General features: G+C 62.2%; 21 protein-coding genes. 10 read left to right on the top strand and 11 right to left on the bottom strand.

Annotated elements, in window-relative coordinates:
- The first annotated feature begins 12 nt into the window (after positions 1–12).
- Positions 13–420, top strand: coding sequence for a hypothetical protein (locus tag OQ248_RS02395; RefSeq protein WP_085710507.1), 408 nt, complete (start codon positions 13–15; stop codon positions 418–420).
- A gap of 44 nt (positions 421–464) precedes the next feature.
- On the opposite strand, the gene OQ248_RS02390 is transcribed toward OQ248_RS02395, so the two are convergent.
- The gene (locus tag OQ248_RS02390) at positions 465–1,352 is read right to left on the bottom strand and encodes a LysR family transcriptional regulator (RefSeq protein WP_265811930.1); all 888 of its coding nucleotides are present in this window, start codon (positions 1,350–1,352) and stop codon (positions 465–467) included.
- A gap of 174 nt (positions 1,353–1,526) precedes the next feature.
- On the opposite strand from OQ248_RS02390, the gene OQ248_RS02385 reads away from it, so the two are divergent.
- Together OQ248_RS02385 and OQ248_RS02380 are read left to right on the top strand one after the other, a co-directional pair.
- The gene (locus OQ248_RS02385; protein ID WP_065261097.1) at positions 1,527–1,739 is read left to right on the top strand and encodes a type II toxin-antitoxin system HicA family toxin; all 213 of its coding nucleotides are present in this window, start codon (positions 1,527–1,529) and stop codon (positions 1,737–1,739) included.
- A complete protein-coding gene (locus tag OQ248_RS02380) occupies positions 1,739–2,143 on the top strand; it encodes a type II toxin-antitoxin system HicB family antitoxin (RefSeq protein WP_265811929.1) in 405 nt (134 codons plus the stop codon). Before OQ248_RS02385 ends, OQ248_RS02380 begins: the two co-directional genes overlap by 1 nt.
- Positions 2,144–2,180: 37 nt before the next feature.
- Here OQ248_RS02380 and OQ248_RS02375 read toward each other — a convergent pair whose 3' ends face one another.
- A complete protein-coding gene (locus tag OQ248_RS02375; protein WP_085710513.1) occupies positions 2,181–3,368 on the bottom strand; it encodes an MFS transporter in 1,188 nt (395 codons plus the stop codon).
- Between the two features lie 243 nt (positions 3,369–3,611).
- Between OQ248_RS02375 and OQ248_RS02370 the strand changes: the two genes are divergently transcribed.
- Complete coding sequence (locus OQ248_RS02370) at positions 3,612–4,232, top strand: DUF5666 domain-containing protein (protein ID WP_265811928.1); 621 nt, start codon at positions 3,612–3,614, stop codon at positions 4,230–4,232.
- 240 nt (positions 4,233–4,472) lie between these two features.
- Here OQ248_RS02370 and OQ248_RS02365 read toward each other — a convergent pair whose 3' ends face one another.
- The 8 genes from OQ248_RS02365 to gcl all read right to left on the bottom strand — a co-directional run bounded on the left by OQ248_RS02365 (position 4,473) and on the right by gcl (position 13,929).
- Positions 4,473–5,471, bottom strand: coding sequence for a sulfate ABC transporter substrate-binding protein (locus OQ248_RS02365; protein WP_248742937.1), 999 nt, complete (start codon positions 5,469–5,471; stop codon positions 4,473–4,475).
- A gap of 104 nt (positions 5,472–5,575) precedes the next feature.
- A complete protein-coding gene (locus tag OQ248_RS02360; RefSeq protein WP_134825907.1) occupies positions 5,576–6,400 on the bottom strand; it encodes an ion transporter in 825 nt (274 codons plus the stop codon).
- A 21-nt stretch (positions 6,401–6,421) separates the two neighbouring features.
- Positions 6,422–7,336, bottom strand: a complete 915-nt coding sequence (locus OQ248_RS02355; RefSeq protein WP_265811927.1) for an urea transporter — start codon at positions 7,334–7,336, stop codon at positions 6,422–6,424.
- Between the two features lie 144 nt (positions 7,337–7,480).
- Complete coding sequence (pyk, locus tag OQ248_RS02350) at positions 7,481–8,896, bottom strand: pyruvate kinase (protein ID WP_085710519.1); 1,416 nt, start codon at positions 8,894–8,896, stop codon at positions 7,481–7,483.
- Positions 8,893–10,167 (bottom strand): glycerate kinase, encoded by a 1,275-nt coding sequence (locus tag OQ248_RS02345; protein WP_134825909.1) that lies wholly within the window; start codon positions 10,165–10,167, stop codon positions 8,893–8,895. Before OQ248_RS02345 ends, pyk begins: the two co-directional genes overlap by 4 nt.
- A 159-nt stretch (positions 10,168–10,326) precedes the next feature.
- The gene (locus OQ248_RS02340) at positions 10,327–11,220 is read right to left on the bottom strand and encodes a 2-hydroxy-3-oxopropionate reductase (RefSeq protein WP_265811926.1); all 894 of its coding nucleotides are present in this window, start codon (positions 11,218–11,220) and stop codon (positions 10,327–10,329) included.
- Positions 11,221–11,263: 43 nt separating this feature from the next.
- A complete protein-coding gene (hyi, locus tag OQ248_RS02335) occupies positions 11,264–12,046 on the bottom strand; it encodes a hydroxypyruvate isomerase (RefSeq protein WP_085733713.1) in 783 nt (260 codons plus the stop codon).
- 107 nt (positions 12,047–12,153) lie between these two features.
- On the bottom strand, positions 12,154–13,929 hold the full coding sequence (gene gcl / locus OQ248_RS02330; RefSeq protein ID WP_134825910.1) for a glyoxylate carboligase: 1,776 nt from the start codon (positions 13,927–13,929) through the stop codon (positions 12,154–12,156).
- A 281-nt stretch (positions 13,930–14,210) separates the two neighbouring features.
- On the opposite strand from gcl, the gene OQ248_RS02325 reads away from it, so the two are divergent.
- Positions 14,211–14,651, top strand: coding sequence for a heme-binding protein (locus OQ248_RS02325; RefSeq protein ID WP_085710524.1), 441 nt, complete (start codon positions 14,211–14,213; stop codon positions 14,649–14,651).
- Between the two features lie 199 nt (positions 14,652–14,850).
- Positions 14,851–15,309, top strand: a complete 459-nt coding sequence (locus OQ248_RS02320; protein ID WP_265815053.1) for a transposase — start codon at positions 14,851–14,853, stop codon at positions 15,307–15,309.
- 113 nt (positions 15,310–15,422) lie between these two features.
- On the opposite strand, the gene OQ248_RS02315 is transcribed toward OQ248_RS02320, so the two are convergent.
- Entirely contained in the window at positions 15,423–16,028 is a 606-nt protein-coding gene (locus OQ248_RS02315) for a TetR/AcrR family transcriptional regulator (protein ID WP_096822132.1), read from the bottom strand.
- Positions 16,029–16,221: 193 nt separating this feature from the next.
- On the opposite strand from OQ248_RS02315, the gene OQ248_RS02310 reads away from it, so the two are divergent.
- Genes OQ248_RS02310 through OQ248_RS02295 form a run of 4 tightly spaced genes read left to right on the top strand, consistent with a single transcriptional unit; the run spans position 16,222 to position 24,994 of the window.
- Positions 16,222–17,349 (top strand): efflux RND transporter periplasmic adaptor subunit, encoded by a 1,128-nt coding sequence (locus tag OQ248_RS02310; RefSeq protein ID WP_265811925.1) that lies wholly within the window; start codon positions 16,222–16,224, stop codon positions 17,347–17,349.
- Between the two features lie 12 nt (positions 17,350–17,361).
- Positions 17,362–20,445 (top strand): efflux RND transporter permease subunit, encoded by a 3,084-nt coding sequence (locus OQ248_RS02305; RefSeq protein WP_265811924.1) that lies wholly within the window; start codon positions 17,362–17,364, stop codon positions 20,443–20,445.
- Positions 20,435–23,557, top strand: a complete 3,123-nt coding sequence (locus tag OQ248_RS02300; RefSeq protein WP_265811923.1) for an efflux RND transporter permease subunit — start codon at positions 20,435–20,437, stop codon at positions 23,555–23,557. The genes OQ248_RS02305 and OQ248_RS02300 overlap by 11 nt, the downstream gene beginning before the upstream one ends.
- Positions 23,558–24,994: an efflux transporter outer membrane subunit gene (locus tag OQ248_RS02295; protein WP_265811922.1), complete on the top strand. Its 1,437-nt coding sequence runs from the start codon at positions 23,558–23,560 to the stop codon at positions 24,992–24,994.
- Positions 24,995–25,035 lie beyond the last annotated feature (41 nt).

Raw genomic sequence — 25,035 nt, 5'->3', positions numbered from 1 at the left:
GAACGCACCGCCATGAACGCCATCGCCCGAATCACAGTCCTCACACTGGCCCTGGGCTTGAGCGCATGTGCGGTGCAACGGCCTGAGCCGACGACACGGCTACCGCCGATCCCGCCGTCACAGCCGAGCCCGACCCCGTCGACCAGTCCGACGCCGGGCAAACCGGGCATTCCGGCCAAACCCTCGAAACCCGCCCCGCGCACCTCGGCAAGCTTCGCCCCGCCACCGGGCGGCAACAGCCACTGGGACCAGAAGCTGGGCGTGTACGTGCTGGATGACCAGCCCAACACCTTCTACCGCCAGCGCACCTACTACCGCTGGAACAACGGCTGGAGCCGCTCGATCAGCCCGAACGGACCGTGGGAGGACACCAATATCCACGGTGTGCCGGCGGGGTTGGGCAAGCAGTTCGGGGAATAATGAAAAACGGCGATCTTTGGATCGCCGTTTTGCTGTGTGGGGTTTTACAACGCTCGCGCCAACAACCCCTGCACATATTCAACAAACACCCGCGCCTTGGCGCTGGCCATCCTGCCCGTCGGAAACACCGCCCACAGCTCCTGCTTCGGCAAAACCCAATCGCTCATGACAGCCTTCACTGCGCCACTGGCCAGTTCCGGTGCAAACATCCACTCCGAGCCCAGCCCCAGGCCTTGATGGGTGCGGACGGCCTCACGCAAACCTTCGGCCGCGCTGACACGCAGGCGGCCGTTGACGGTCACGGACTGCTCTTCGCCATCCCTGTTGAAGTGCCAGGTCGCGCCGCCGCCACGGTGGTAGATGACGGCGCGGTGTCGGCTCAGATCGGCAGGGCAGGCGGGTTCACCGTGACTGGCGAAGTAGATCGGAGTGCCAACGATGACGCGCCGGCATTCGGCGATCTTGCGCACGGTCAGGCCTGAGTCGCTGAGCGGTCCAAGGCGCAGGGCGACGTCGATGCCTTCTTCCACGAGGTTGATGTTCTGGTCGTCGAGCAACAGATCGACATTGAGTTGCGGGTGCTGATCAAGGAACGGCCCGAGATGAGGCACCACATGCATCCGGCCGAAGGTCACGGCAGTGCTGACCCGCAGATTGCCGCTCAGGCCGCCGGCCACGCCACGGGCAGCGTTGTCAGCCTCGTCGGCTTCTTCGAGCGCACGCCTGGCCCGTTCGAAAAATGCCAGACCGGCCTCGGTCGGCGTCAGGCCTCGGGTCGAACGCAACAGCAGGCGCACGCCGAGGCGGGTTTCGAGTTGGGCGATGGTTTTCGACACGGCGGGCTGGCCGATATCCAGTCGCCGGGCGGCGGCGGAAAACGAGCCGGTTTCCACGACGTAAACGAAAGTTTCCATGGCGGCGAGGCGGTCCATCGGCGGTCCTTGAGAATAGAGAGGAGCAAGCATGGCAGCCGAGTTTAATCGGGTCCGAGGACAGTGCATCAATCACATGCTGCAAAACAACCGAACGTCGTCCTGCGGATTTCTGTGCTTGAGTAAAAATAACTCTAGAGTTACTTTTGTTGAGCCGAAGCAAGGAGGCGGTTGGTGCAGAGCAGGTTATTGATCAAGGAGCTGGAGGAAGCAGGCTGGACGCTGGATCGGATTACCGGCAGTCATCACATCTTCACGCACCGTTACAACCCTTACACGATTCCCGTTCCTCACCCGAAGAAGGATTTGCCGGTCGGGACGGTCAAGAGCATCAGGAGGCGCGCCGGGTTATACAACCCGCCAGCCAGTGACACAGGAGATTCGTAATGCAATACCCAATCTGCATCGAGTGGGGCGACGAGAACACCGCCATCGGTATTCAGATCCCCGATATTCCCGGCGCGGTAACGGCCGGTGATACGTTTGAGGATGCCTACAACGCAGCCGTCGAGATTGCCCACATCATGCTGCAGGAGATTGCGGCGGATGGTGATCCGATTCCGATGCCGACCTCGGCGGCCACCCACCGCAACAATCCGGAATTTGCCGAGATGGGCTGGGGAATGCTGGAGCTGGATATTTCGCCGTACATGGGCAAGACCGAAAAGGTCAACGTGACCTTGCCCGGCTATGTCATCCAGCGGATCGACCGCTATGTGCGGGAGCACAACGTCAAAAGCCGTTCATCCTTTCTGGCGGATGCTGCCATGGAAAAACTGGTCCGGCATTGAGCGTCGGGCGCTGCCGGTTGGCAGCGCCTCGCACATTTCAAGCAGTCGCCATCACTGCTTTCTGGGACACACTCAAAAACCGCACCAGCGCCAGCAGCGGAAACGCACTGCCGACAATCACGATCCACAGCCACCCGCCATGCTCGTACACCGCACTGGCCACCGACGAGCCGAAGGCGCCGCCGATGAAGATGCTGGTCATGTACAGCGCGTTGAGGCGGCCGCGGCTTTTGGCATCGAGGGAGTAGACCGCGCGCTGGCCGAGCACCATGTTCATCTGCACGCAGAAGTCGAGCACCACGCCGGTCACCGCCAGGCCGATCACGCTGTAGGCCGGGTGGATGAAGGCCGGCAGGAAGCTCAGGCTGGCGAACAGCATGGCCAGCAGCGAGGCGACGCGGGTGTGGCCGGCATCCGCCAGGCGTCCGCTGATCGGCGCGGCGATGGCACCGATGGCGCCGACCAGGGCGAAGATCGCGATTTCACTCTGGGACAGGCCATGGTTACGCGCCAGTTCCAGCGGCACGGCGGTCCAGAACAGGCTGAAGGTGGCGAACATGCAGGCCTGGTAGAACGCCCGCTGGCGCAGCACCGGTTGCTGGCGCAGCAGCGTCCATAGCGAGCCGATCAACTGGCCGTAGGAGGCGCTGTGATCCGGCTGGCGCTTGGGCACGGTCAGGGCCAGCACGATGCTGATCGCCGCCATCAACGCCGCGGCGATCATGAACATGGCCCGCCAGCCGAGATGGTCAGCGACCACACTCGACACCGGACGCGCCAGCAGAATGCCCAACAACAAGCCGCCCATGATCCCGCCGACCACCCGGCCACGGGATTCCTCGGGCGCCAGATGCGCCGCCAGCGGAATCAGGATCTGCACCGACACCGAGCTGAAGCCCACCAGCAGCGAAATCAACAGGAACACATTGGGCTGATCGGTAAACGCCGCCCCCAGCAGGCTCGCAATCGCCACGACGGTGGTGATGATCATCAAGCGGCGGTTTTCCAGCAGATCCGCCAGCGGCACCAGAAAGAACAGCCCCAGCGCATAACCGATCTGGGTCAGCGACACGATGAAACTGGCCATGGTGTCGGTCAGGCCGATGTCCGGCGCGATCAGGCCGATGATCGGCTGGGCGTAGTAGATGTTGGCAACGATGGCGCCGCAGCAGAAAGCGAACAGCAGCACCATGCCTCGGGTCATTGCGTGAGTTGTGGCGGTCATAGGGTTTCTCGATCCAGCGAAAAGGAATGCGGTGAGGCTAAGGGACGAAATGGGCGGGCGGTAGAAGCCCTGGATCGATATCAGTTATTCCGTTGCGGAATAGATCGCGTCGAACAATCCGTCGTCCATCGGCGAACCTTGCGTCCGACCGAAGAGGGACGATGATACATTCACTTACATCTTGTTCGATAGCGTGCTTATGTTGCGCGTGGATTTCCATGTGCACTCAACGGGAGGAATGCGATGTTTCGTCAGCTGCTTCGCCACACCACGACTCTTTTGATGATCGGTGTACTCAGTGCCGGCAGCGTCTACGCCGGCGAGGCCCCGGGCATGCGCATGGGCATACGCGGCGAAATCACCGGAGTCGGCTCCGACTCCCTCAAGGTGCACGTCAACACGGGCGAAAACGTAGTGGTCCAGTTGACCCCGGACACCAAGGTCCGCGCCGTCACCCTGGCCAACATCGAAGACATCAAGCCCGGCAGCTACATCGGCTCGGCGGCCATTCCCCAGGAGGATGGCACGCTCAAGGCGCTGGAGGTTCACGTGTTCCCGCCGGAGCTGGCCGGCAGCGGCGATGGTCACCGGCCGTTCGACCTCGCCAAGGGCAGCAGCATGACCAATGGCAGCGTTGGCGATCTGGTGGTGAGCAACGGCCGGGTGCTGACCGTCAACTACAAGGGCGGCCAGCAGAAGATCCTGGTGCCGGAGGACGTGCCGATCGTCAACCTGACGCCGGGGGATCGCAGTTTGCTCAAGGTTGGTGTGAAGATCGTCACCTTCGTGACCCAGAGCGCGGACGGCACGTTGACCGCGCAATCGATCTCGGCCGGCAAGGATGGCGTGAAACCACCGATGTAAAAGCCCCTCACCCTAGCCCTCTCCCAGAGGGAGAGGGGACTGATTGGGGGATGCATGAGAGGTACGCCGACCTGAACGTGCTGTGGTGAATCCATAATCGATAAGGTCTTTCAGGTCGATGTAACTCGCCAGACACCTCGGTAGGCCCCCTCTCCCTCCGGGAGAGGGCTGGGGTGAGGGTAAAGCGGCCACAAAAAAAGGCGACCACTGAGGGTCGCCTTTTTCACGCCAGCCTAAACCTTACTGGCCGTTGTAGATCTGGTCGAAGATCCCGCCGTCGTTGAAGTGAGTCTTCTGCACGGTGCGCCAGTCACCGAAGGTTTTCTCGACTGACAGGAAGTCGACTTTCGGGAAACGGTCGGTGTACTTGGCCAGTACCGCCGGGTCACGCGGACGCAGGTAGTTGGCGGCAGCGATTTCCTGACCTTCCGGCGACCACAGGTACTTCAGGTATTCCTCGGCGGCGGCGCGGGAGCCTTTCTTCTCGACGACTTTATCGACCACCGACACCGGTGGCTCGGCTTCGGCGGAGACGCTTGGGTAGATGACTTCGAACTGGTCGCGGCCGAATTCGCGGGCGATCATTTCGGCTTCGTTCTCGAAGGTCACCAGCACGTCGCCGATCTGGTTGGTCATGAACGTGGTGGTGGCGGCACGGCCACCGGTGTCCAGCACTGGCGCTTGCTTGAACAGTTTGCCGACGAAGTCTTTCGCCTTGTTCTCGTCACCGCCGTTTTTCAGCACATAGCCCCAGGCCGACAGGTAGGTGTAGCGGCCGTTACCCGAGGTTTTCGGGTTCGGCACGATCACCTGCACGCCGTCCTTGAGCAGATCCGGCCAGTCTTTCAGGGCCTTCGGGTTGCCCTTGCGCACGATGAACACGGTGGCGGAGGTGAATGGCGCGCTGTTGTTCGGCAGACGGGTGACCCAGTCCTTTGGAACCAGTTGACCGTTGTCGGCCAGGGCATTGATGTCGGTCGCCATGTTCATGGTGATCACGTCAGCCGGCAGGCCGTCGATCACCGAGCGGGCTTGCTTGCTCGAACCGCCGAAAGACATCTGCACCGTGATGTTTTCGTTGTGTTCGGCCTGCCAGTGTTTCTGGAACGCAGTGTTGTAGTCCTTGTAGAAATCGCGCATCACGTCGTAGGAAACGTTAAGCAGGGTCGGTGCGGCCTGAGCCACGCTGCCGAAGGCAAGACCAGCGGCGAGAAGTGAGGCGCCAAAGAGTTTTTTCACTGCGCATTCCTTGTTCTGTGGGGGTGTTTTTACAAAGGTGAGGCCATTTGCCAGCGACTATAGCGGGGCGCGCATAGTCGTTTAAAGATTAAAAAGAACTTTGCTTATTCCATTTTCTTGAACAGCGCATTGCCGCAACGGGAGCAGAACGAGGCTTCGTGTTCATGGCTGTTTTTCTTGCACACCGGGCAGTCGTGCTGCAACTGACCACCACGCATGGCGGTGGCCAGTTCGGCGGTGAAAATCCCCGTGGGTACGGCGATGATCGAATAACCGGTAATCATCACCAGCGATGAAATCACCTGGCCCAGAATGGTCCTCGGCACGATGTCGCCGTAACCCACGGTGGTCAGGGTCACGATAGCCCAATAGATGCCTTTTGGAATGCTGGTGAAGCCATGTTCCGGGCCTTCGACCACGTACATCAGGGTGCCGAACACCGTGACCAGGGTGCAGACGCTGAGCAGGAACACGAGGATCTTCTGCTTGCTGCCGCGCAGGGCGTCGAGCAGGTAATGCGCCTGTTTCAGGTAGGGGCCGAGCTTGAGCACACGGAAGATCCGCAGCATCCGGATCACCCGGATGATCAGCAGATATTGGGCATCGCTGTAATACAGCGCGAGGATGCCGGGCACGATCGCCAGCAAATCCACCAGCCCGTAGAAACTGAAGGCGTAGCGCAGCGGCTTGGGCGAGCAATACAGGCGCAGCAGGTACTCGCCGAGAAAGATGACCGTGAAGCCCCACTCGATGTACGCCAGCACATCGGCATAGTTCTGGTGGACGTCATCGATGCTGTCGAGGATCACCGTCACCAGACTGGCGAGGATGATCAGCAGCAGGGTCTTGTCGAAACGGCGGCCGGCCACCGTATCGGTTTGGAAAATGATCACGTACAGGCGATCACGCCACGTGTTGTTGCCGTTCATGCGAATCGCCCTGGCCATAAATCAGCGCAGCCTAGGTTGATTCTCCCCGTCAGCGCAAGGCGCCGCGTTCAACTCGGGTTGGCGCATCAGGCGGATGCCGGTGCGCAGCAGCCAGCAGGCGAGAATGAACGGTGCGGTGAGCGTCGCAAGGCCCAGGGCACCGAACAGCGGCGTCACCAGCAGCGCCAGGCCGATGCCGAACAGCGGCAGCCACGGTTGCTGGCGTTGGGTGCTGAAGGCGAGGGCGGCAAGCACCGCGTTGTAGCCACCCAGACCGAGCAGCGCGACCTGACTGTCGTGGTGCAACAGGCTGGAGCCCAAACCGATGACCGAAGCCAGCAGCGCCCAGGCAAATGCCCGGCGATCGGCGATCAGCAGACCGGCAGCGATCAATGCACCGGCCAGCGGATGGTCGAGGAACATCACCTGGCCCAGCCCCTTCAGGGCGGCACCGAGCAGGTTCAGCGTGTTCAGTTCAAGCGCTGGAGCTGGCGTCGCAGGCTCGGCGAAACACAGGAACACCCAGCTCAGCAACACGAACGGCGCGGTGTATGCCGGCAGGTATTCGGTGAGGCGTGCGCGTTTGAGCCACTGCTGCGTGATCATCGCGCTGAGTCCACCGGCCGCCAGAATCAGCGGCGGCAACATCGGCGACCAGGGGAAATACAGGCTCAGCAACAGGCCGACCAGCACGCCGTTGTAGCTGAACAGTCCGGCCTGGCGATCTGCCTTGGCGTAGTTGCGCCGCTGCGCGGTGAGCAACCCGGCGACCGCGCCGAGCAGCGCGCCGGCGAACAGCACGGGGGCGGTGAACAGGATTGCCAAAAGGCACAGCAGGCCACACAACGGGTGGCGCTGGAGGAAGATCTGACTGAAGCCATTTAGCAAGGCTTCGGCCCAGTCGGGGCAGTGGGTGTTGAAATGGTTGGCAGGCATGGCAGTTCTGAAGTCAGTGAAACCGAGTCGCCTGCTTCGCCAGCAGGCTGGCTCCCACATTGAATCTTTGTTCAGTCATTGAGTTTGTGGTGCACACAAATCAACTGTGGGAGCGAGCCTGCTCGCGAAGAGGCCGGTGAGGCGTTAAATCAATGTTTCGATCCGCAGCGAATTAGTCGATCCCGGCTGGCCAAACGGCACACCCGCAGTGATCAGCAACGTATCGCCACGCTCGGCCATTCCTTGAGCCTGAGCGATTTCCAGCGCGGTCGAGCACACTTCATCCACCTGACGCAGGCGATCATTGACCACCGAATGAATGCCCCACGCCACGCTCAAGCGGCGGGCGGTCTGCAGGTTCGGGGTGAGGTTGAGGATCGGCGCTTTCGGCCGCTCCCGCGCGGCACGCAGACTCGATGCACCGGACTCGCTGTAGTTGACCAGCACCGCCACCGGCAGCACGTTGCTGATCCGGCGAATAGCACAGCTGATGGCATCGGACACGGTCGCTTCGGCCTTCGGCCGGCTGACGTCGAGCTGGGTCTGGTAATCCGGACCGTTCTCCACCTGGCGGATGATCTTGCTCATCATCTGCACGGCTTCCAGCGGGTATTCGCCGGACGCGGTTTCCGCCGACAGCATCACCGCATCGGCGCCTTCGGCCACGGCGTTGGCCACGTCGGTGACTTCGGCGCGGGTCGGCGCCGGCGAGAAGCGCATCGACTCGAGCATCTGCGTTGCCACCACCACCGGCTTACCGAGCTGACGGCAAGTAGTGATGATGTTTTTCTGGATCTGCGGCACGCTTTCGGCCGGCACTTCCACGCCCAGGTCACCGCGGGCAACCATGATCGCGTCGCTCAGCTCGGCGATTTCGCGCAGTTGTTCGACAGCCGACGGCTTCTCGATTTTCGCCATCAGGAACGCCTTGTCGCCGATCAATTCGCGGGCCTCGATGATGTCTTGTGGACGCTGCACGAACGACAGCGCGACCCAGTCCACACCCAGCTCAAGACCGAAGCTCAAGTCGCGGCGATCCTTGGTGGTCAGCGGGCTCAGATCGAGCACTGCTTGCGGCACGTTCACGCCTTTGCGATCCGACAGCTCGCCACCGTTGAGCACGGTGGTGTCGATCGCATCACTGTATTTGGTGACGACTCGCAGACGCAGTTTGCCGTCGTCGAGCAGCAGGTCCATTCCGGCTTCCAGCGCGGCGATGATCTCCGGATGCGGCAGGTTCACCCGGCGTTCGTCGCCCGGGGTTGCGTCCAGATCGAGGCGGAAGGCCTGGCCGCGATGCAGTTGAACCTTGCCGTCAGCGAACTTGCCGACCCGCAGTTTCGGCCCCTGCAGGTCCATCAGGATGCCGAGCGGATAGTTGAGCTGGCGCTCGACTTCGCGGATCCACTGATAGCGCTTGGCGTGGTCGGCGTGATCGCCGTGGCTGAAGTTGAGGCGGAAGATATTGACCCCGGCCTCGACCAGCTCGCGGATGTCTTCGATGCCGTCGACGGCAGGCCCGAGGGTGGCGAGGATTTTGACCTTTTTGTCAGGCGTCATGATTTAGAGCTCTCGAGGATCAGGATGGCGCGGAAGTCGTTGACGTTGGTGCGGGTCGGCTCGGTGACGATCAGCGCATCGAGCGCCGCGAAGTAGCCGTAGCCGTTGTTGTTATCCAGCTCGTCGCTGGCGCTCAGGCCCAGGGCGGCGGCGCGGGCGTAGCTGTCCGGGGTCATGATCGCGCCGGCGTTGTCTTCCGAGCCGTCGATGCCGTCGGTGTCACCGGCCAGCGCATAGACGCCGGGCTGGCCCTTGAGGCTGTCGGTGAGGCTGAGGAGAAATTCGGCGTTGCGTCCGCCACGGCCATTGCCGCGCACGGTCACCGTGGTTTCGCCGCCGGAGAGAATCACGCACGGTGCTGCCAGCGGCTGGCCGTGATGGATGATCTGGCGCGCAATGCCGGCGTGGACTTTCGCCACTTCGCGGGATTCGCCTTCCAGGTCGCCGAGGATCAGCGTGCTGAAACCGGCCTGACGGCATTTCACCGCCGCCGCATCCAGCGATTGCTGAGGACGGGCGATCAGCTGGAAATGACTGCGGGCCAGGCTCGGATCGCCGGGTTTGACGGTTTCCGATTCCGGGCTTTGCAGCCAGGTGCGCACGGAAGCCGGGATCTCGATGCCGTAGCGCTTGATGATCGCCAGTGCTTCGGCGCTTGTGCTCGGGTCGGCCACGGTCGGGCCGGAGGCGATGACCGTGGCGAGGTCGCCCGGTACATCGGAAATCGCGTAGGTATAAACAGTCGCCGGCCAGCAGGCCTTGCCCAGGCGTCCGCCCTTGATCGCCGAGAGGTGCTTGCGCACGCAGTTCATCTCGCCGATGGTCGCGCCGGATTTGAGCAGGGCTTTGTTGATCGACTGTTTGTCGGCCAGGGTGATGCCTTCGGCCGGCAGCGCCAGCAGGGCAGAACCGCCGCCGGACAGCAGGAAGATCACGCGGTCGTCTTCGCTCAGGTTGCTGACCAGTTCCAGCACGCGTTTGGCCACGGCCAGACCAGCGGCGTCCGGCACCGGGTGCGCGGCTTCGACCACTTCGATTTTTTCGCACGGGGCGCCGTGACCGTAGCGGGTCACCACAAGGCCCGAGACTTCACCTTCCCAGCAGCGCTCGACCACTTGCGCCATGGCAGCGGCAGCCTTGCCGGCACCGATGACGATCACGCGACCTGTGCGATCGGCAGGCAAATGGGCTTCGAGGACCTGGTTCGGATGGGCCGCGTCGATGGCTGTGGCAAACAGCTCGCGCAGCAGTTGTTGCGGATCGACCGACATGGCGGGCTCCCGGAATTCTTGTTATTCGAAAGGGCAACTCGGAACCCTGTGGGAGCTAGCCTGCTAGCGATTCAGGCGCTGAGGTCTGGCAGACACTCAGCGTCGATTCCATCGCCAGCAGGCTGGCTCCCACAGGTTTGATGCAGGTTGGGGCAGGGCTTACTTCTTGTCGCGAATCGAGAAGTTGGCCATGTGTTCCAGGCCCTTGATCAGCGCCGAGTGGTCCCAGTTGCTGCCACCGATGGCCGCGCAGGTGCTGAACACTTGCTGGGCGTTGGCGGTGTTCGGCAGGTTGATGCTCAGCTCCTTGGCGCCTTGCAGGGCCAGGTTCAGGTCCTTCTGGTGCAGGCTGATGCGGAAGCCCGGATCGAAGGTGCCTTTGATCATGCGCTCGCCGTGCACTTCGAGGATCTTCGAGGAGGCGAAACCACCCATCAGCGCTTCACGCACCTTGGCCGGATCGGCACCGTTTTTCGAAGCGAACAGCAGGGCTTCGGCGACGGCCTGAATGTTCAGGGCAACGATGATCTGGTTCGCGACCTTGGCGGTCTGACCGTCGCCATTGCCGCCGACCAGAGTGATGTTCTTGCCCATGGCCTGGAACAGCGGCAGTGCGCGTTCGAAGGCATCGGCGTCGCCACCGACCATGATGCTCAGGGTCGCAGCCTTGGCACCGACTTCACCACCGGACACCGGAGCGTCGAGGTATTGCGCGCCTTTTTCGTTGATCTTCGCGGCGAAAGCCTTGGTGGCGGTCGGCGAGATCGAGCTCATGTCGATCACGACTTTGCCTTTGCCGATGCCGGCCGCAACGCCGTCGGCGCGGAACAGCACGTCATCGACCTGCGGGGTATCCGGCACCATGACGATGATGAATTCAGCTTCCTGCGCCACTTCGCGTGGGTTGGCCAAAGCGACGGCGCCAGCGGCGACCAGGTCGGCAGGAGCAGCGTCGTGGTGCGCCGACAGGAACAGGCTGTGACCGGCTTTCTGCAGGTTCGAAGCCATTGGGTGGCCCATGATGCCGGTGCCGATAAATCCGATTTTAGCCATGAGAAATTCCTCTTGTTTTTGTCTTGCTCAAGCAAATAGGGGGTCAGATCGCGTTGTGGGTCTTCAGCCAGCCGAGGCCCGCTTCAGTGGTGGTCAGCGGCTTGTACTCGCAGCCGACCCAGCCCTGATAACCGATGCGATCGAGGTGTTCGAACAGGAAGCGGTAGTTGATCTCGCCAGTGCCCGGCTCGTTGCGGCCCGGGTTGTCGGCCAGCTGCACATGGTTGATCTCGCCCAGGTGCGATTGCAGGGTGCGGGCCAGATCGCCTTCCATGATTTGCATGTGATAGATGTCGTATTGCAGGAACAGATTGGCGCTGCCGACCTGCTCGCGAATCGACAGGGCCTGCGCCGTGTTGTTCAGGTAGAAACCCGGGATGTCGCGGGTGTTGATCGCTTCCATCACCAGTTTGATGCCGACGGCTTGCAGCTTGTCGGCAGCGTACTTGAGGTTGGCGACGAAGGTCTTTTCAACGGTGGCATCGTCCACGCCCTGCGGACGGATACCGGCCAGGCAGTTGACCTGAGTGTTGCCCAGCACCTGTGCGTAAGCGATGGCCAGATCGACACCGGCGCGGAACTCTTCGACCCGGTCCGGCAGGCACGCGATCCCGCGCTCGCCCTTGGCCCAGTCACCGGCCGGCAGGTTGAACAGCACTTGGGTCAGACCGTTGGCGTCGAGTTTTGCCTTGATTTCGGCAGAGCTGAAATCGTACGGGAACAGGTACTCGACACCGCTGAAGCCAGCCTTGGCGGCGGCGTCGAAACGGGCAAGGAAATCCTGTTCGGTGAACAGCATGGACAGGTTGGCTGCGAAACGCGGCATGGTGGTCTCCTAAAACAAAATGTCTGACACAACGCAATCAGTCCCCTCTCCTGGGGGAGAGTGACATGTAGCCACCCTCTCCCAAAGGGAGAGGGAGCAGGTTACGTTCAGTCGAGCAGCGAAATCGCCGTTGGCGCATCGTTGCCGACCAGCGCCAGGTCTTCGAATTCGTTGACGGCGTTGATCTCGGTCCCCATGGAGATGTTGGTCACACGCTCCAGAATGATCTCGACGATCACCGGCACCTTGAACTCTTCGATCAGCTCCTCGGCCTTGCGCAGGGCAGGGGCGATGTCAGCCGGTTCGAACACACGCAGCGCCTTGCAGCCCAGGCCTTCGGCGACTGCGACGTGGTCGACACCGTAACCGTTGAGTTCCGGCGCGTTCAGGTTATCGAAGGACAGCTGCACGCAGTAGTCCATTTCGAACCCGCGCTGTGCCTGACGGATCAGACCCAGGTACGAGTTGTTCACCACGACGTGGATGTACGGCAGATTGAACTGGGCGCCGACCGCCAGTTCTTCGATCATGAACTGGAAGTCATAGTCCCCCGACAGGGCCACGACTTTACGGTTCGGATCGGCCTTCACCACGCCCAGCGCTGCCGGAATGGTCCAGCCCAACGGGCCTGCCTGGCCGCAGTTGATCCAGTGACGCGGCTTGTAGACGTGCAGGAACTGCGCGCCGGCAATCTGCGACAGACCGATGGTGCTGACGTAGCAGGTGTCCTTGCCGAACACCTGGTTCATTTCTTCATACACGCGCTGCGGCTTGACCGGCACGTTGTCGAAGTGGGTCTTGCGTTGCAGGCTGGACTTGCGCTGCTGGCAGTCCTGCAGCCATGCGCTGCGGTTTTTCAGTTTGCCGGCGGCTTGCCATTCACGGGCGACTTCGATGAACACGGTCAGCGCGGCGGCAGCGTCGGAAACGATGCCCAGGTCCGGGGTGAACACGCGGCCGATCTGGGTGCCTTCGATGTCGACGTGAATGAACTTGCGACCTTCGGTGTACACGTCGACCGAACCGGTGTGACGGTTGGCCCAGCGGTTACCGATGCCCAGCACCACGTCGGATTTCAGCATCGTGGCGTTGCCGTAACGGTGCGAAGTCTGCAGACCGACCATGCCGACCATCAGCGGGTGATCGTCCGGAATGGTGCCCCAGCCCATCAGGGTCGGGATCACCGGGATGCCGGTCAGCTCGGCGAATTCCACCAGCAGATCGCTGGCGTCGGCGTTGATGATGCCACCACCGGCGACCAGCAATGGACGTTCAGCCTGATCGAGCAATGCCAGAGCCTTTTCAACCTGCACGCGGGTTGCGCTCGGCTTGGCCAGCGGCAGTGGCTGGTAGGCGTCGATGTCGAATTCGATTTCAGCCATCTGCACGTCGAACGGCAGGTCGATCAGCACCGGGCCCGGACGGCCGGAGCGCATTTCATAGAAGGCTTTCTGGAACGCGTAAGGCACCTGGCCCGGCTCCAGAACGGTGGTTGCCCACTTGGTCACTGGCTTGACGATGCTGGTGATGTCGACGGCCTGGAAGTCTTCCTTGTGCATACGGGCACGTGGCGCCTGGCCGGTGATGCAGAGGATCGGGATGGAGTCTGCGGAGGCGCTGTACAGACCGGTGACCATGTCGGTACCGGCAGGGCCGGAAGTACCGATGCACACGCCGATGTTGCCGGCCTTGGTGCGGGTGTAGCCCTCGGCCATGTGCGAGGCGCCTTCAACGTGGCGAGCGAGGACGTGATCGATGCCACCGACTTTCTTCAGGGCGGAATACAGCGGGTTGATCGCAGCACCCGGAATGCCAAAAGCGGTATCAACCCCTTCACGGCGCATCACCAGAACGGCGGCTTCGATTGCTCTCATTTTGCTCATGGTTTTGTGCCTCTTTACGTTTTGTAATTGTATACAAGTGGCTTTGCGCAGAGTGTATTCACGGCGGACGGCGCAGGTCAATCCATTTTCTCAAGCGCCTGTTTCATTCGTCGGAAGCCGTATCTACTGTGGCTTTTCGTCGCATGGGGCGCTTTTCGAGAATTATTGTATACAAAAAAATAATTCATTGTGTTCTATTTGTTGCATCGGGCTGCGACGCAAGCGCGCAGCAAAAAAACGCAGCCCAACGGCTTTCCCAATAACAAAATGAGGACGGCACCATGAGCGCTTTAACCTTGAAAGTCGCAGTCAACCTGGTCAACGAAGCCATCAGCGCAGGGCGGGCGATCTCCGCTGCGCCGCTGACCATTGCAGTACTGGATACCGGCGGCCATCTGGTCACCTTGCAACGCGAAGACGGCGCCAGCCTGCTGCGCCCGAATATCGCCATCGGCAAAGCCTGGGGCGCCATCGCCCTGGGCAAGGGCTCACGCCTGCTGGCGCTGGACGCACAACAACGCCCGGCGTTCATCGCCGCGCTCAACAGCATGGGGCAGGGCAGCGTCGTCCCGGCACCGGGCGGCGTGTTGATCCGTGATCAGGCGGGCAACGTGCTGGGAGCGATCGGCATCAGCGGCGATCTGTCGGATGTCGATGAGCAGGTGGCGATCAAGGCTGTGGAGGCTTTGGATCTGCGGGCGGATGCGGGGGTGGCGGCCTGATATTCGGCGTTTGAACTGACGTCATCGCGAGCAGGCCCACGGTTGACCTCATTTGTACTGAAGGAACTCGGTCGAATGTGGGAGCGGGCTTGCTCGCGAAGGCGATTTTCCAGACACATCCAGCTAAAAATCCTGCCCTCAATATTCGATGTTCCGGGCTAGCCTTTTCATGAAATCAATCATGAGAAAAGGCAAAGGAATGCCAAAACTATCTGCATCACACCGACTGAGAGTCGGACGTTTTGCCGAACAAAATCGCATCTATCTTCTGACAGCCAATACTCATAAAGGCGAACCTGTCTTCAAGGATTACGCCCTGGGAAGACTAGTTGTTCATCAGTTCAGGCATGCTCAAGATACGGGGTTTGCCGACTCATTGGCCTGGGTCGTCATGCCAGATCACTTTCACTGGCTGGTGCAACTGCAGAAAGGATCACTGGGGCAGTTGATGTGCCAGGTCAAATCCTTGAGTGCCAGATCAGTCAATTCAGCGACTGGCAGGACGGGTAGTCTGTGGCAGCCAAGCTTCCATGATCATTCGCTTCGGCAGGAGGAAAGTCTGGTTAGAGTGGCGCGGTATGTTGTGGCCAACCCGTTGCGGGCTGGATTGGTAGAAAAGCTTGGTGACTATCCGCTGTGGGATGCGATCTGGGTCTGACCGTGAGACCGAGTTGCTGCATTCGCGAGCAAGCCCGCTCCCACATTTGATTTGTGGTGCTCATGGATCAAATGTGGGAGCGGGCTTGCTCGCGATGCAGTCAACGCGGTCTATCAGTCCGGCTCACACCCTTTGAGCACCAGCCGGATAATCGTCTGCGCCGCGGCTTCATAGTCGGCTTCGTCGAGCTTTTCCTTGCCGGTCACGGCGGAGATCTGCCAGTCGAAGTCGGCGTAGGTCTGGGTCGCGGCCCAGATGCTGAACATCAGGTGGTTGGGGTCGATCGGGGCGATCTGGCCGCGGTCGATCCAGCTCTGGATGCAGTCGATGTTGTGCTTGGCCTGGCTGTTCAGTTGCTCGACCAGGTCGGCGCTCAGGTGCGGGGCGCCGTGCATGATTTCGCTGGCGAACACCTTGGAGGCAAACGGCAGGTCGCGGGAGATGCGGATCTTCGAGCGGATGTAGCCGCTCAGCACTTCGCTCGGCACGCCGTCCGGGTTGAACGGGGTCGAGGCCTGCAGGATCGGCACGATGATGCTTTCCAGAACCTCGCGGTAAAGGTTTTCCTTGGACTTGAAGTAGTAGTAGACGTTGGGCTTGGGCAATCCCGCCTTGGCGGCGATGTCGCTGGTTTTGGTCGCAGCGAAGCCCTTGTCGGCAAACTCTTCACTGGCGGCACGCAGGATCAGTTCTTTGTTGCGCTCGCGGATTGTGCTCATAAACCCGGTGGTTCCTTGCCTGTTCTGGCGGTTGCGCATGGTAGCACCGGCCTCGCGCGCCGCTCAACAATGCCCGTCGGTGGCGCTCGTCGCGTCAGTCTGTCGCCAGCCTGAACAAGTTCGCCATGCCCCGCGATGGCTGTCGGGACGCTGCTAGAGTCAAGGCAGACGCGGGGGCAAGAGGCGGGCGGTCATGGCGAAACGCAGGCGCGGCAAAGTCCTGTTGATCATTGGCATTGTGCTGTTGCTGGGGCTTGCCCTGTGGTTCTACCTGAGCGTCGGTCAGAAGCGGGTCAAACCCCCGCCCGCCGCCGAGCCGGTTGCGACGGTTCCGGTCAGGTTGCAGGACGTACCGGTCTACATCGACGCCTTGGGCACGGTGACCCCGACCCGCAGCGTGACCGTGGTGACCCAGGTCAACGGCATTCTCAGCTCGGTCGAATTCAAGGAAGGCCAGCACGTCGCCAAGGGCCAGGTCATCGCCCGCATCGACGACCGCGCGCTGAAGGCGCAACTGGCGGTGGCCAAAGGCACGCTGATGCACGATCAGGCGCTGCTCGCCAACGCCGTGCGGGATCTGGCGCGTTATCGCGAATTGATCAAGGTCGGCTCCACCACTCAGCAAACCCTCGATACCCAGGCCTCGCTGGTGCAGCAACTGCAAGGCACGGTCGCTTCGGATCAGGGCAGCGTGCAAAACCTCGAAGTCCAGTTGAGCTACTGCACGATCACTTCGCCGGTGGATGGCGTGGTCGGTTTGCGCCAGGTCGACCCCGGCAACTACGTGACCACCACCAGCACCACCGGGATTGCCGTGATCACTCAGATGACCCCGGCCACCGTGGTGTTTGCCGTGCCCGAGGATGATCTGGGTGCGATCAATCAGGCCATGGCCAAAGGCGCAGTCACGGTGCTGGCCTACGACCGCAACAAACACAACCTGCTGGCCACCGGCAATCTGCTGGCGCTGGATAACCAGGTCGATACCAGCACCGGCACGATCAAGGTCAAGGCGCAGTTCGATGATTCGGCCAAGGCGCTGTTTCCCAATCAGTTCGTCAATGCCCGGCTCAAGGCCGACACCCTGAGTCAGAACCCCGTGGTGCCGACCCGAGCGATCCAGCATGGCAGCAAGGGCGATTTCGTTTTCGTCGTGGTCGACCCCGGCAACAAGGTCAGCCTGCGCAACATCAAGACCGGGCCGGCGACGGGCGATGTCTCGGCGGTGCTCGACAACGGGGTGAAGGAGGGCGAGCAGGTCGTCACTGAGGGCGCCGACAAACTCGACGATGGCTCTGCGGTGAAAGTCGTCGCGCCGTAGGAGGCGTAGCCCATGAACGTCTCGCGCCCCTTCATCGAACGTCCGGTGGCCACCACGCTGTTGATGGTCGCCGTACTGTTGCTGGGTCTGCTGGGTTATCACTTGTTGTCGGTGTCGGCGTTGCCGGAGGTGGATTACCCGACCATTCAGGTGTTCACCCAATACCCCGGCGCCAGTCCCGAGGTCATCAGTTCGTCGATCACCGCGCCGCTGGAACGCCAGCTCGGCGAGATGCCGGGGCTCAAGTCGATGAACTCCACCAGCTCCGACGGCGCTTCGGTGGTGACCCTGCAATTCGATCTGTCGCTGTCGCTGGATGTCGCCGAGCAGGAAGTGCAGGCAGCGATCAACGCCGCCGGCACCTTCCTGCCGGCGAACCTGCCGTACCCGCCGGTCTACAGCAAGGTCAACCCGGCCGATGCGCCGGTGCTGACGCTGTCGCTGACCTCCGACGTGCTGCCGCTGACCAAGGTCGAGGATCTGGCCGACACGCGGCTGGCGCAAAAGATTTCGCAGATCACCGGCGTCGGCCTGGTCACCCTCAGTGGCGGTCAGCGCCCGGCGGTACGGGTCGAGGCCAACACCTCGGCGCTGAACAGTCTGGGGCTGTCCCTCGATGACCTGCGCACTTCGCTGGGCACGGCCAACGTCAATCAGGCCAAGGGCAATATCGACGGCAAATATCAGGCGTATTCCATCGGCACCAACGACCAGTTGCAGTCGGCCGAGGAGTACCGCGATCTGGTGATCGCCTACAAAAACGGCGCGCCGATTCGCCTGTCGCAGATCGCTTCGTCGACCCAGGGCCCGGAAAATCCTCGGCAAGCGGCATGGACCGACAGCACGCCGTCGATTGTTCTGAACATTCAACGTCAGCCCGGCGCCAACGTCATCGATGTGGTCGACCGCGTGCAACAACTGCTGCCCAAGCTGCGTGCCAGTCTGCCCGCAACGCTGAAGGTCAACGTGCTCACTGACCGCACGCAAACCATCCGCGCCTCGGTCACCGACGTGCAATACGAACTGGCGGTGGCGGTGTTGTTGGTGGTGATCGTGATCTTCCTGTTCCTTCGCAATGTGGCGGCGACGATCATCCCGGCGGTGACCGTGCCGTTGACGCTGGTCGGCACCCTGGCGGTGGCCTACGCGGTGGGGTTTTCGCTGAACAACCTGACGCTGATGGCGCTGACCATCGCCATCGGTTTCGTGGTCGATGACGCCATCGTCATGATCGAAAACATCACCCGCTACATCGAGGCCGGCGACTCGCCGATGCAGGCTGCGCTCAAAGGCGCGGAGCAGATCGGCTTCACCATCATTTCGCTGTCGGTGGCGCTGATCGCGGTGATGATTCCGCTGCTGTTCATGGGCGATGTGGTGGGCCGGCTGTTTCGCGAATTCGCCATGACCGTGGCGGTGACCATCGTCATCTCGGCGCTGATCACCCTGACCCTGACGCCGATGATGTGTTCGCGGATGCTCAAGCACAAACACGAGGAGCGCCGGGTCGATTTCTTCGACCGGGTCAACGGCTATTACGTCAAAGGCCTGGACTGGGTGCTGCTGCATCGCGGGCTGACGCTGATCTCGGTGGTGCTCACCGGGCTGCTGACGCTGTTGATCATCGTGATCATGCCCAAGGGTTTTTTTCCCGAGCAGGGCACCGGGCTGATCCAGGGCATTTCCCAGGCCTCGCCGGGCATTTCCTTCCAGCAGATGCAGAGCGAGCAGCAGCGCCTGGCGGCGCGAATTCTCAAGGACCCGGCGGTGGCGAGCCTGTCGTCATTCGTCGGCATCGACCAGACCAACCCGACGATCAATCAGGGCAACCTGCTGATCAACCTCAAACCCCATGGCGACCGTGACAGCAGCGCAGCGGTGATTCGCCGGCTCTCCGACGCCAATGCCGACGACGCCGGGATTCGCCTGTACCTGCACAGCGTTCAGGACCTGACGCTGGACGCCACGGTCTCGACCACCAGTTATCGTCTGGGCCTGCAAGCCACCGATCCGGGCGAACTGGAAACCTGGACCAACAAGCTGCTGGCGGCGATCAAGCAGGATCCGATGTTCACCGACGTGCAAAGCCAGGCGATGCAGTTCGGCAATCAGATCCAGCTCAACTTCGACCGCGCCACCGCATCGCGTCTGGGCATCACGCCGCAAGCCATCGACGACGTGCTGTACGACGCGTTTGGCCAGCGTCAGGTGTCGACCATCTACACCCAGCTCAACCAGTATCACGTGGTGATCGCCACCGACCATCCGCCGCACAATCTGGCGGATCTGTTGACCGGGCTCTACGTCGACATTCCCGGCGGCGGGGTGGCGCCGCTGTCGAGCATGGCGACGATGCAGGTGATTCGCGCGCCGGTAACCATCAATCGTCTGGGACAGTTTCCCTACGCCGATGTCTCGTTCAACCTCGCCCCCGGCCAGACCCTCGGCGCGGCGGTGACGCGGCTCAAGGACATCGAGGCCCAGGCCGGCCTGCCGCTGTCGGTGCAGGCCAATCTGGAAGGGGCGGCGGCGACGTTCGAGGCGTCGTTGTCCAATCAGGTGTTTCTGGTGCTGGCGGCGATCATCGTGGTGTACCTGATGCTGGGGATTCTCTACGAGAGCTTCGTGCACCCGGTGACGATTCTCTCGACCCTGTTGTCCGCCGCGCTCGGTGCGTTGCTGGCATTGCTGATCACCGGCACGCAGTTCGACATCATCGGTTTGATCGGCATTGTGCTGCTGATCGGCATCGTGATGAAGAACGGCATCATGATGGTCGACTTTGCCCTGGAACTGGAACGCAAGGGCGGGCTCGATCCGGTGGCCGCGATCCGTCAGGCCGCCGAGTTGCGATTCCGGCCGATTTTGATGACCAGCATGGCCTCGCTGTTCGGCGCGGTGCCGCTGGCGCTGGGCACCGGGATCGGCTCGGAGCTGCGCCATCCGCTGGGAATCGCGATCATCGGCGGCTTGTTGCTCAGCCAGTTGCTGACGCTGTTTTCGACCCCGGTGATTTTCCTCGCCATGCATGGCCTGGAGCAGCGCTTCACCCGGCGCCGTCCAGCGGCGGCCGAGGCTTTGCGCGATGAACCTTAGCGCGCCGTTCATTCAGCGCCCCATCGCCACCACGCTGCTGGCGGTCGGGCTGGCGCTGTTTGGTGTGCTGGCGTTCAACCTGCTGCCGGTGGCGCCGTTGCCGGAGGTGGATTTCCCGACCATCAGCGTGCGTGCCTCGTTGCCCGGTGCCGACCCAAGCACGGTGGCGTCATCGGTGGCGACACCTTTGGAACGCCAGTTCGGGCAGATCGCCGGGGTCACTGAGATGACCTCGTCCAGTTCGCTGGGGGCGACCCGCATCACTTTGCAGTTCGACCTCAATCGCGACATCGACGGCGCGGCGCGGGACGTGCAGGCAGCGATCAACGCAGCGCGCAGCAGCCTGCCGAGCGACCTGTCCGGCAACCCGACCTACCGCAAGGTCAACCCGGCCGATTCGCCGATCCTGATTCTCAGCCTGACTTCCGATTCGGCGACCCGTGGCCAGATGTACGACGTGGCCTCGACCCTGCTCGAGCAGCGGCTGTTGCAGACCACGGGCGTCGGCGATGTCACGGTGGGCGGCGCGGCACTGCCGGCGGTGCGCATCGAGCTTAATCCGGATCGGCTCAATCGCTACGGCGTCAGCCTGGAACAGGTGCGGCAGGTGATTCAGGCGTCCAACGTCAACCTGCCCAAAGGCACGGTGTCGGTCGGCGATCAGTCCTATGGCCTGAAGGCCAACGACATGCTCTATCAGGGCAGCGATTACGGGCCGCTGGTGGTCAAGCTACGCAACGGCGATCTGGTGCGCATCTCGGACCTGGGCGACGTCACCGAGGATGTCGAAGACCTGCGCAACTTCGGCCTGTCCAACGGCAAACCGGCGGTGTTGCTGGTGGTGTTCAAGCAGCCCGGGGCCAACGTCATCGACACGGTGGACGCGGTGAAGGCCGACCTGCCGTTCCTGCAGAGTTCGATCCCCTCGGCGATCAAGATCAACATCCTGATGGACCGCACCACCACCATTCGCGCCTCGCTGCACGACGTGGAAGTGACCCTGCTGATTTCGATCGCGCTGGTGACGCTGGTGACCTTCGGCTTCTTCCGCGACTGGCGCAGCACGCTGATCCCGGCCATCGTCGTGCCACTGTCGCTGCTCGGCACTTTCGGGGCGATGTATTTTCTCGGCTACAGCCTCAACAACCTGTCGCTGATGGCGCTGACCATTTCCACCGGGTTTGTGGTGGACGACGCGATCGTGGTGGTCGAGAACATCATGCGGCACCTGGAGAAAGGCGAGAGCCGCGTGCAAGCGGCACTGGCCGGGGCGCGGGAGGTGGGTTTCACGGTGATGACCATCAGCGTGTCGCTGGTGGCGGTGTTCATTCCGTTGCTGCTGATGGGCGGAGTGGTCGGACGGCTGTTTCGCGAATTTTCGATTTCGCTGTCGGTGGCCATCGTGATTTCGATGCTGGTGTCGCTGACGGTGACGCCGATGCTCGCCAGCGTACTGCTGCGCACTCAACAGCAGAGCGGCAAGGGTGACGATCATCCTGACTCGTACTTTCACCGGTTCTATGACCGCACGCTGGGTTGGGTCGTCGAGCATTCGTTCCTGATGGGCCCGCTGACGCTGCTGGTGATCGTGCTGGCGTGCGTGCTCTATGTGCTGGTGCCCAAGGGTTTTTTCCCGCAGGAAGACACCGGGCGCATGTCCGGCAGCATCATCGCGGCGCAGAGCATTTCCTTCGGGGCGATCCAGTCGAACTTCAGCGAGATCAATAAAAAGGTCTTGAGCAATCCGAACGTGGCGACCGTCGGCGGGTTTGTCGGCGGCGGTGGCGGGATTGGCGGGGCGGTCAACAGTGCGCAACTGTTCATCACCCTCAAGCCGCTGGCGGATCGCAAGGACGGCGCCGATCAGGTCATCGGCCAGATTCGCCACACCCTCGGCGACATGCCCGGCACGCGCCTGTATCTGCAGTCGGCGCAGGACATCACGGTCGGCGGACGGCAGAGCGGGGCGCAGTACCAATACACGATGACCGCCGACGACCAGAGCGCCCTCGACGAATGGGTGCCGAAAGTCGTCGCGGTGCTGCACGGCTTACCGCAATTGACCGATGTGAACACCGATCAGCAGGACAACAGTCTGATGTCCAGTGTGACGGTCAATCGCGATGCCGCCGCCCGGCTCGGGGTCAGCATGTCGGCCATCGACCAGACGCTTTACGATGCCTTCGGCCAGCGCCAGGTCTCGACCATCTACCGTTCCGCCAACCAGTACCACGTAGTGATGGAAGTGGCGCCGGCGTACTGGGCGTCCCCGGAAACCCTGAAAAACATTTACGTTCCGGTGGGCACCGCAGCGGTCGCCACCAAGGGCGCTGCGGCGGCGCCGAACCTGAGTGCCACGGCCTCGCAAGCGCTAGTGCCGCTGTCGGCGCTGGCCGATTACTCCGTGGGGCGCACGGCGATTTCGATCAGTCATCAAGGCACTTTTCCGGCGGTGACCGCTTCGTTCAACCTCGCGCCGGGCGTCTCCATCGGCCAGGCAACGGCGCTGGTGGACAACGCCGTCAAACAATTGCGCATGCCCGCCAGTGTGGTCGGCCAGTTTGCGGGGACGGCGCAGGTTTTCCAGTCTTCGGTGGCCAGCGAGCCGTTGCTGATCGTCGCGGCGCTGCTGTCGGTGTACGTGGTGCTGGGCATGCTCTACGAGAGCCTAGTGCACCCGCTGACGATTCTTTCAACGTTGCCGTCGGCCGGTGTCGGTGCGCTGATCGCTTTGCTGCTGACCGGCACCGAACTGTCGATCATTGCGCTGGTAGGGGTGATTCTGCTGATCGGGATCGTCAAGAAGAACGCGATCATGATGATCGACTTCGCCATCACCGAGCGCCGCGAATTCGGCCTGAGCGCCAAGGACGCGATCCGCCGCGCCTGCCTGATCCGCTTCCGGCCGATCATGATGACCACGCTGGCGGCGATTCTCGGCGCGCTGCCGCTGGTGCTGGGCAGCGGTTATGGCTCGGAGCTGCGCCGGCCGTTGGGGATTTCGATCATTGGCGGCTTGCTGTTCAGCCAGTTGCTGACGCTGTACACCACGCCGGTGATCTACCTTTGGCTGGACCGGGCGTCGCAGCGCCTGAAGCGTAAGGAGCGATAAATGAAACGTCGTCTGTTCCCCGTGGGCGCCAGCCTTGTGCTGAGCCTGTTGTTGAGCGGTTGCATGGTCGGCCCGGACTACCACAAGCCAGCGATTGAACTGCCGACTTCGTTCAAGGAAGGCACGCAGTGGCAGCGCGCCCAGGCCAATCCGCAGGGCGCGTTGGACAGCCAATGGTGGCGCGCCTATCAGGATCCGGTACTCAACGATCTGATTGAGCGCTCGGCCAAGGCCAACCAGTCGATCATCGGCGCCGAGGCGGCGTATCGGCTGGCGCAGGCACAGGTGGCGTCGAGCCGCGCCGGGTTGTGGCCGACCGTGGGCGTGGGTTTGTCCGGCGCTCGCGGTGTCGGCGGCGGTGCCAGCGGCAGCACCACCAGCGGTTTGACCGGCAGCAGCGGCAGCACCGTCGAACAAACGGTCAGCGCCACCCTGACGGCCAGTTGGGAGCCGGATCTGTGGGGGCAGGTGCGGCGCGGTATCGAGTCGAGCCAGGCCTCGCTGCAATCCTCCGACGCGCTGCTGGCCGGCGTGCGGCTGTCCATCGGCGCCAGTGTGGCGACCAATTATCTGGGGCTGCGGCAACTGGATATCGACATCGACCTGTTGCAGCAACAGCAAGCCGTCAATCAGCAACTGCTGACGATGATTCAGGCGCAAGCCGTTCAGGGCACGGCGACCAACGATCAACTGCTGGTGGCGCAGGATCAGCTCAGTACGGTGATCACGGCGTTGCAAACCGCGCAGCGTTCGCGGGAGCAGGCCGAGCATGCGCTGGCGGTGCTGGTGGGTTTGGCGCCAGCGCAGTTCGATCTGCCCAGGGCCGCTGACTATCGTTTCACGACTCCCATGCCGCCGCCGGTGTTGCCTTCGAATCTGTTGCTGCGCCGACCTGATGTGGTATCCGCAGAACGTCTGGCAGCAGCGGCCAACGCGCGGATCGGCGTGGCCGAAGCGGCATTCTTTCCGACTCTGAGCCTGACCGCCGAAGGTGGCTTCCGGGGTTCGGCGCTGGGCGGCCTGTTCTCCGTGCCCAACCGTATCTGGACCCTCGGGCCGGCACTGGCGGAAACCATTTTCGACGGCGGTGCCCGCGAAGCGGCCAAGCAGCAAGCCGAGGCCACTTACGATCAGGACGTGGCCACGTATCGCGGCACGGTACTTGGGGCGTTGCAGAACGTCGAGGACAACCTGTCGGCGATCAATCATCTGCATATTCAGGCGCAAGCCTTTGATCAGATGTTCCAGCGCAACCAGCAATTGTTTGGCAGTCAGCAGGCGCAGCAACGGGCGGGGACGGTCAGCCAGCAAGCGGTGCTGACCCAGCAATTGGTGTTGTTGCAGGCCGAGCAAAATTTGCGTGATACCCAGGGTTTGCTCAGTCAGGGCAGTGTCGCGCTGTTCCAGAGCCTGGGCGGTGGCTGGCAGGTGCCGTAGCCTCTCGCTCCCTTGAGTGGCGCACGGTATGCTGCGCGCAC

Source organism: Pseudomonas sp. COW5 (assembly GCF_026240005.1).
Lineage (GTDB): Bacteria > Pseudomonadota > Gammaproteobacteria > Pseudomonadales > Pseudomonadaceae > Aquipseudomonas > Aquipseudomonas kribbensis.
This window is presented reverse-complemented; position numbering and strand designations above follow the sequence as displayed.

Excerpts from the sequence above, each read along its gene's own strand:
- OQ248_RS02395 (WP_085710507.1), top strand. The coding sequence starts at position 13 with ATGAACGCCATCGCCCGAATCACAGTCCTCACACTGGCCCTGGGCTTG.
- OQ248_RS02390 (WP_265811930.1), bottom strand. The coding sequence starts at position 1,352 with ATGGACCGCCTCGCCGCCATGGAAACTTTCGTTTACGTCGTGGAAACC.
- OQ248_RS02380 (WP_265811929.1), top strand. The coding sequence starts at position 1,739 with ATGCAATACCCAATCTGCATCGAGTGGGGCGACGAGAACACCGCCATC.
- OQ248_RS02375 (WP_085710513.1), bottom strand. The coding sequence starts at position 3,368 with ATGACCGCCACAACTCACGCAATGACCCGAGGCATGGTGCTGCTGTTC.
- OQ248_RS02370 (WP_265811928.1), top strand. The coding sequence starts at position 3,612 with ATGTTTCGTCAGCTGCTTCGCCACACCACGACTCTTTTGATGATCGGT.
- OQ248_RS02360 (WP_134825907.1), bottom strand. The coding sequence starts at position 6,400 with ATGAACGGCAACAACACGTGGCGTGATCGCCTGTACGTGATCATTTTC.
- OQ248_RS02355 (WP_265811927.1), bottom strand. The coding sequence starts at position 7,336 with ATGCCTGCCAACCATTTCAACACCCACTGCCCCGACTGGGCCGAAGCC.
- pyk (WP_085710519.1), bottom strand. The coding sequence starts at position 8,896 with ATGACGCCTGACAAAAAGGTCAAAATCCTCGCCACCCTCGGGCCTGCC.
- OQ248_RS02345 (WP_134825909.1), bottom strand. The coding sequence starts at position 10,167 with ATGTCGGTCGATCCGCAACAACTGCTGCGCGAGCTGTTTGCCACAGCC.
- OQ248_RS02340 (WP_265811926.1), bottom strand. The coding sequence starts at position 11,220 with ATGGCTAAAATCGGATTTATCGGCACCGGCATCATGGGCCACCCAATG.
- hyi (WP_085733713.1), bottom strand. The coding sequence starts at position 12,046 with ATGCCGCGTTTCGCAGCCAACCTGTCCATGCTGTTCACCGAACAGGAT.
- gcl (WP_134825910.1), bottom strand. The coding sequence starts at position 13,929 with ATGAGCAAAATGAGAGCAATCGAAGCCGCCGTTCTGGTGATGCGCCGT.
- OQ248_RS02325 (WP_085710524.1), top strand. The coding sequence starts at position 14,211 with ATGAGCGCTTTAACCTTGAAAGTCGCAGTCAACCTGGTCAACGAAGCC.
- OQ248_RS02320 (WP_265815053.1), top strand. The coding sequence starts at position 14,851 with ATGCCAAAACTATCTGCATCACACCGACTGAGAGTCGGACGTTTTGCC.
- OQ248_RS02315 (WP_096822132.1), bottom strand. The coding sequence starts at position 16,028 with ATGAGCACAATCCGCGAGCGCAACAAAGAACTGATCCTGCGTGCCGCC.
- OQ248_RS02310 (WP_265811925.1), top strand. The coding sequence starts at position 16,222 with ATGGCGAAACGCAGGCGCGGCAAAGTCCTGTTGATCATTGGCATTGTG.
- OQ248_RS02305 (WP_265811924.1), top strand. The coding sequence starts at position 17,362 with ATGAACGTCTCGCGCCCCTTCATCGAACGTCCGGTGGCCACCACGCTG.
- OQ248_RS02300 (WP_265811923.1), top strand. The coding sequence starts at position 20,435 with ATGAACCTTAGCGCGCCGTTCATTCAGCGCCCCATCGCCACCACGCTG.
- OQ248_RS02295 (WP_265811922.1), top strand. The coding sequence starts at position 23,558 with ATGAAACGTCGTCTGTTCCCCGTGGGCGCCAGCCTTGTGCTGAGCCTG.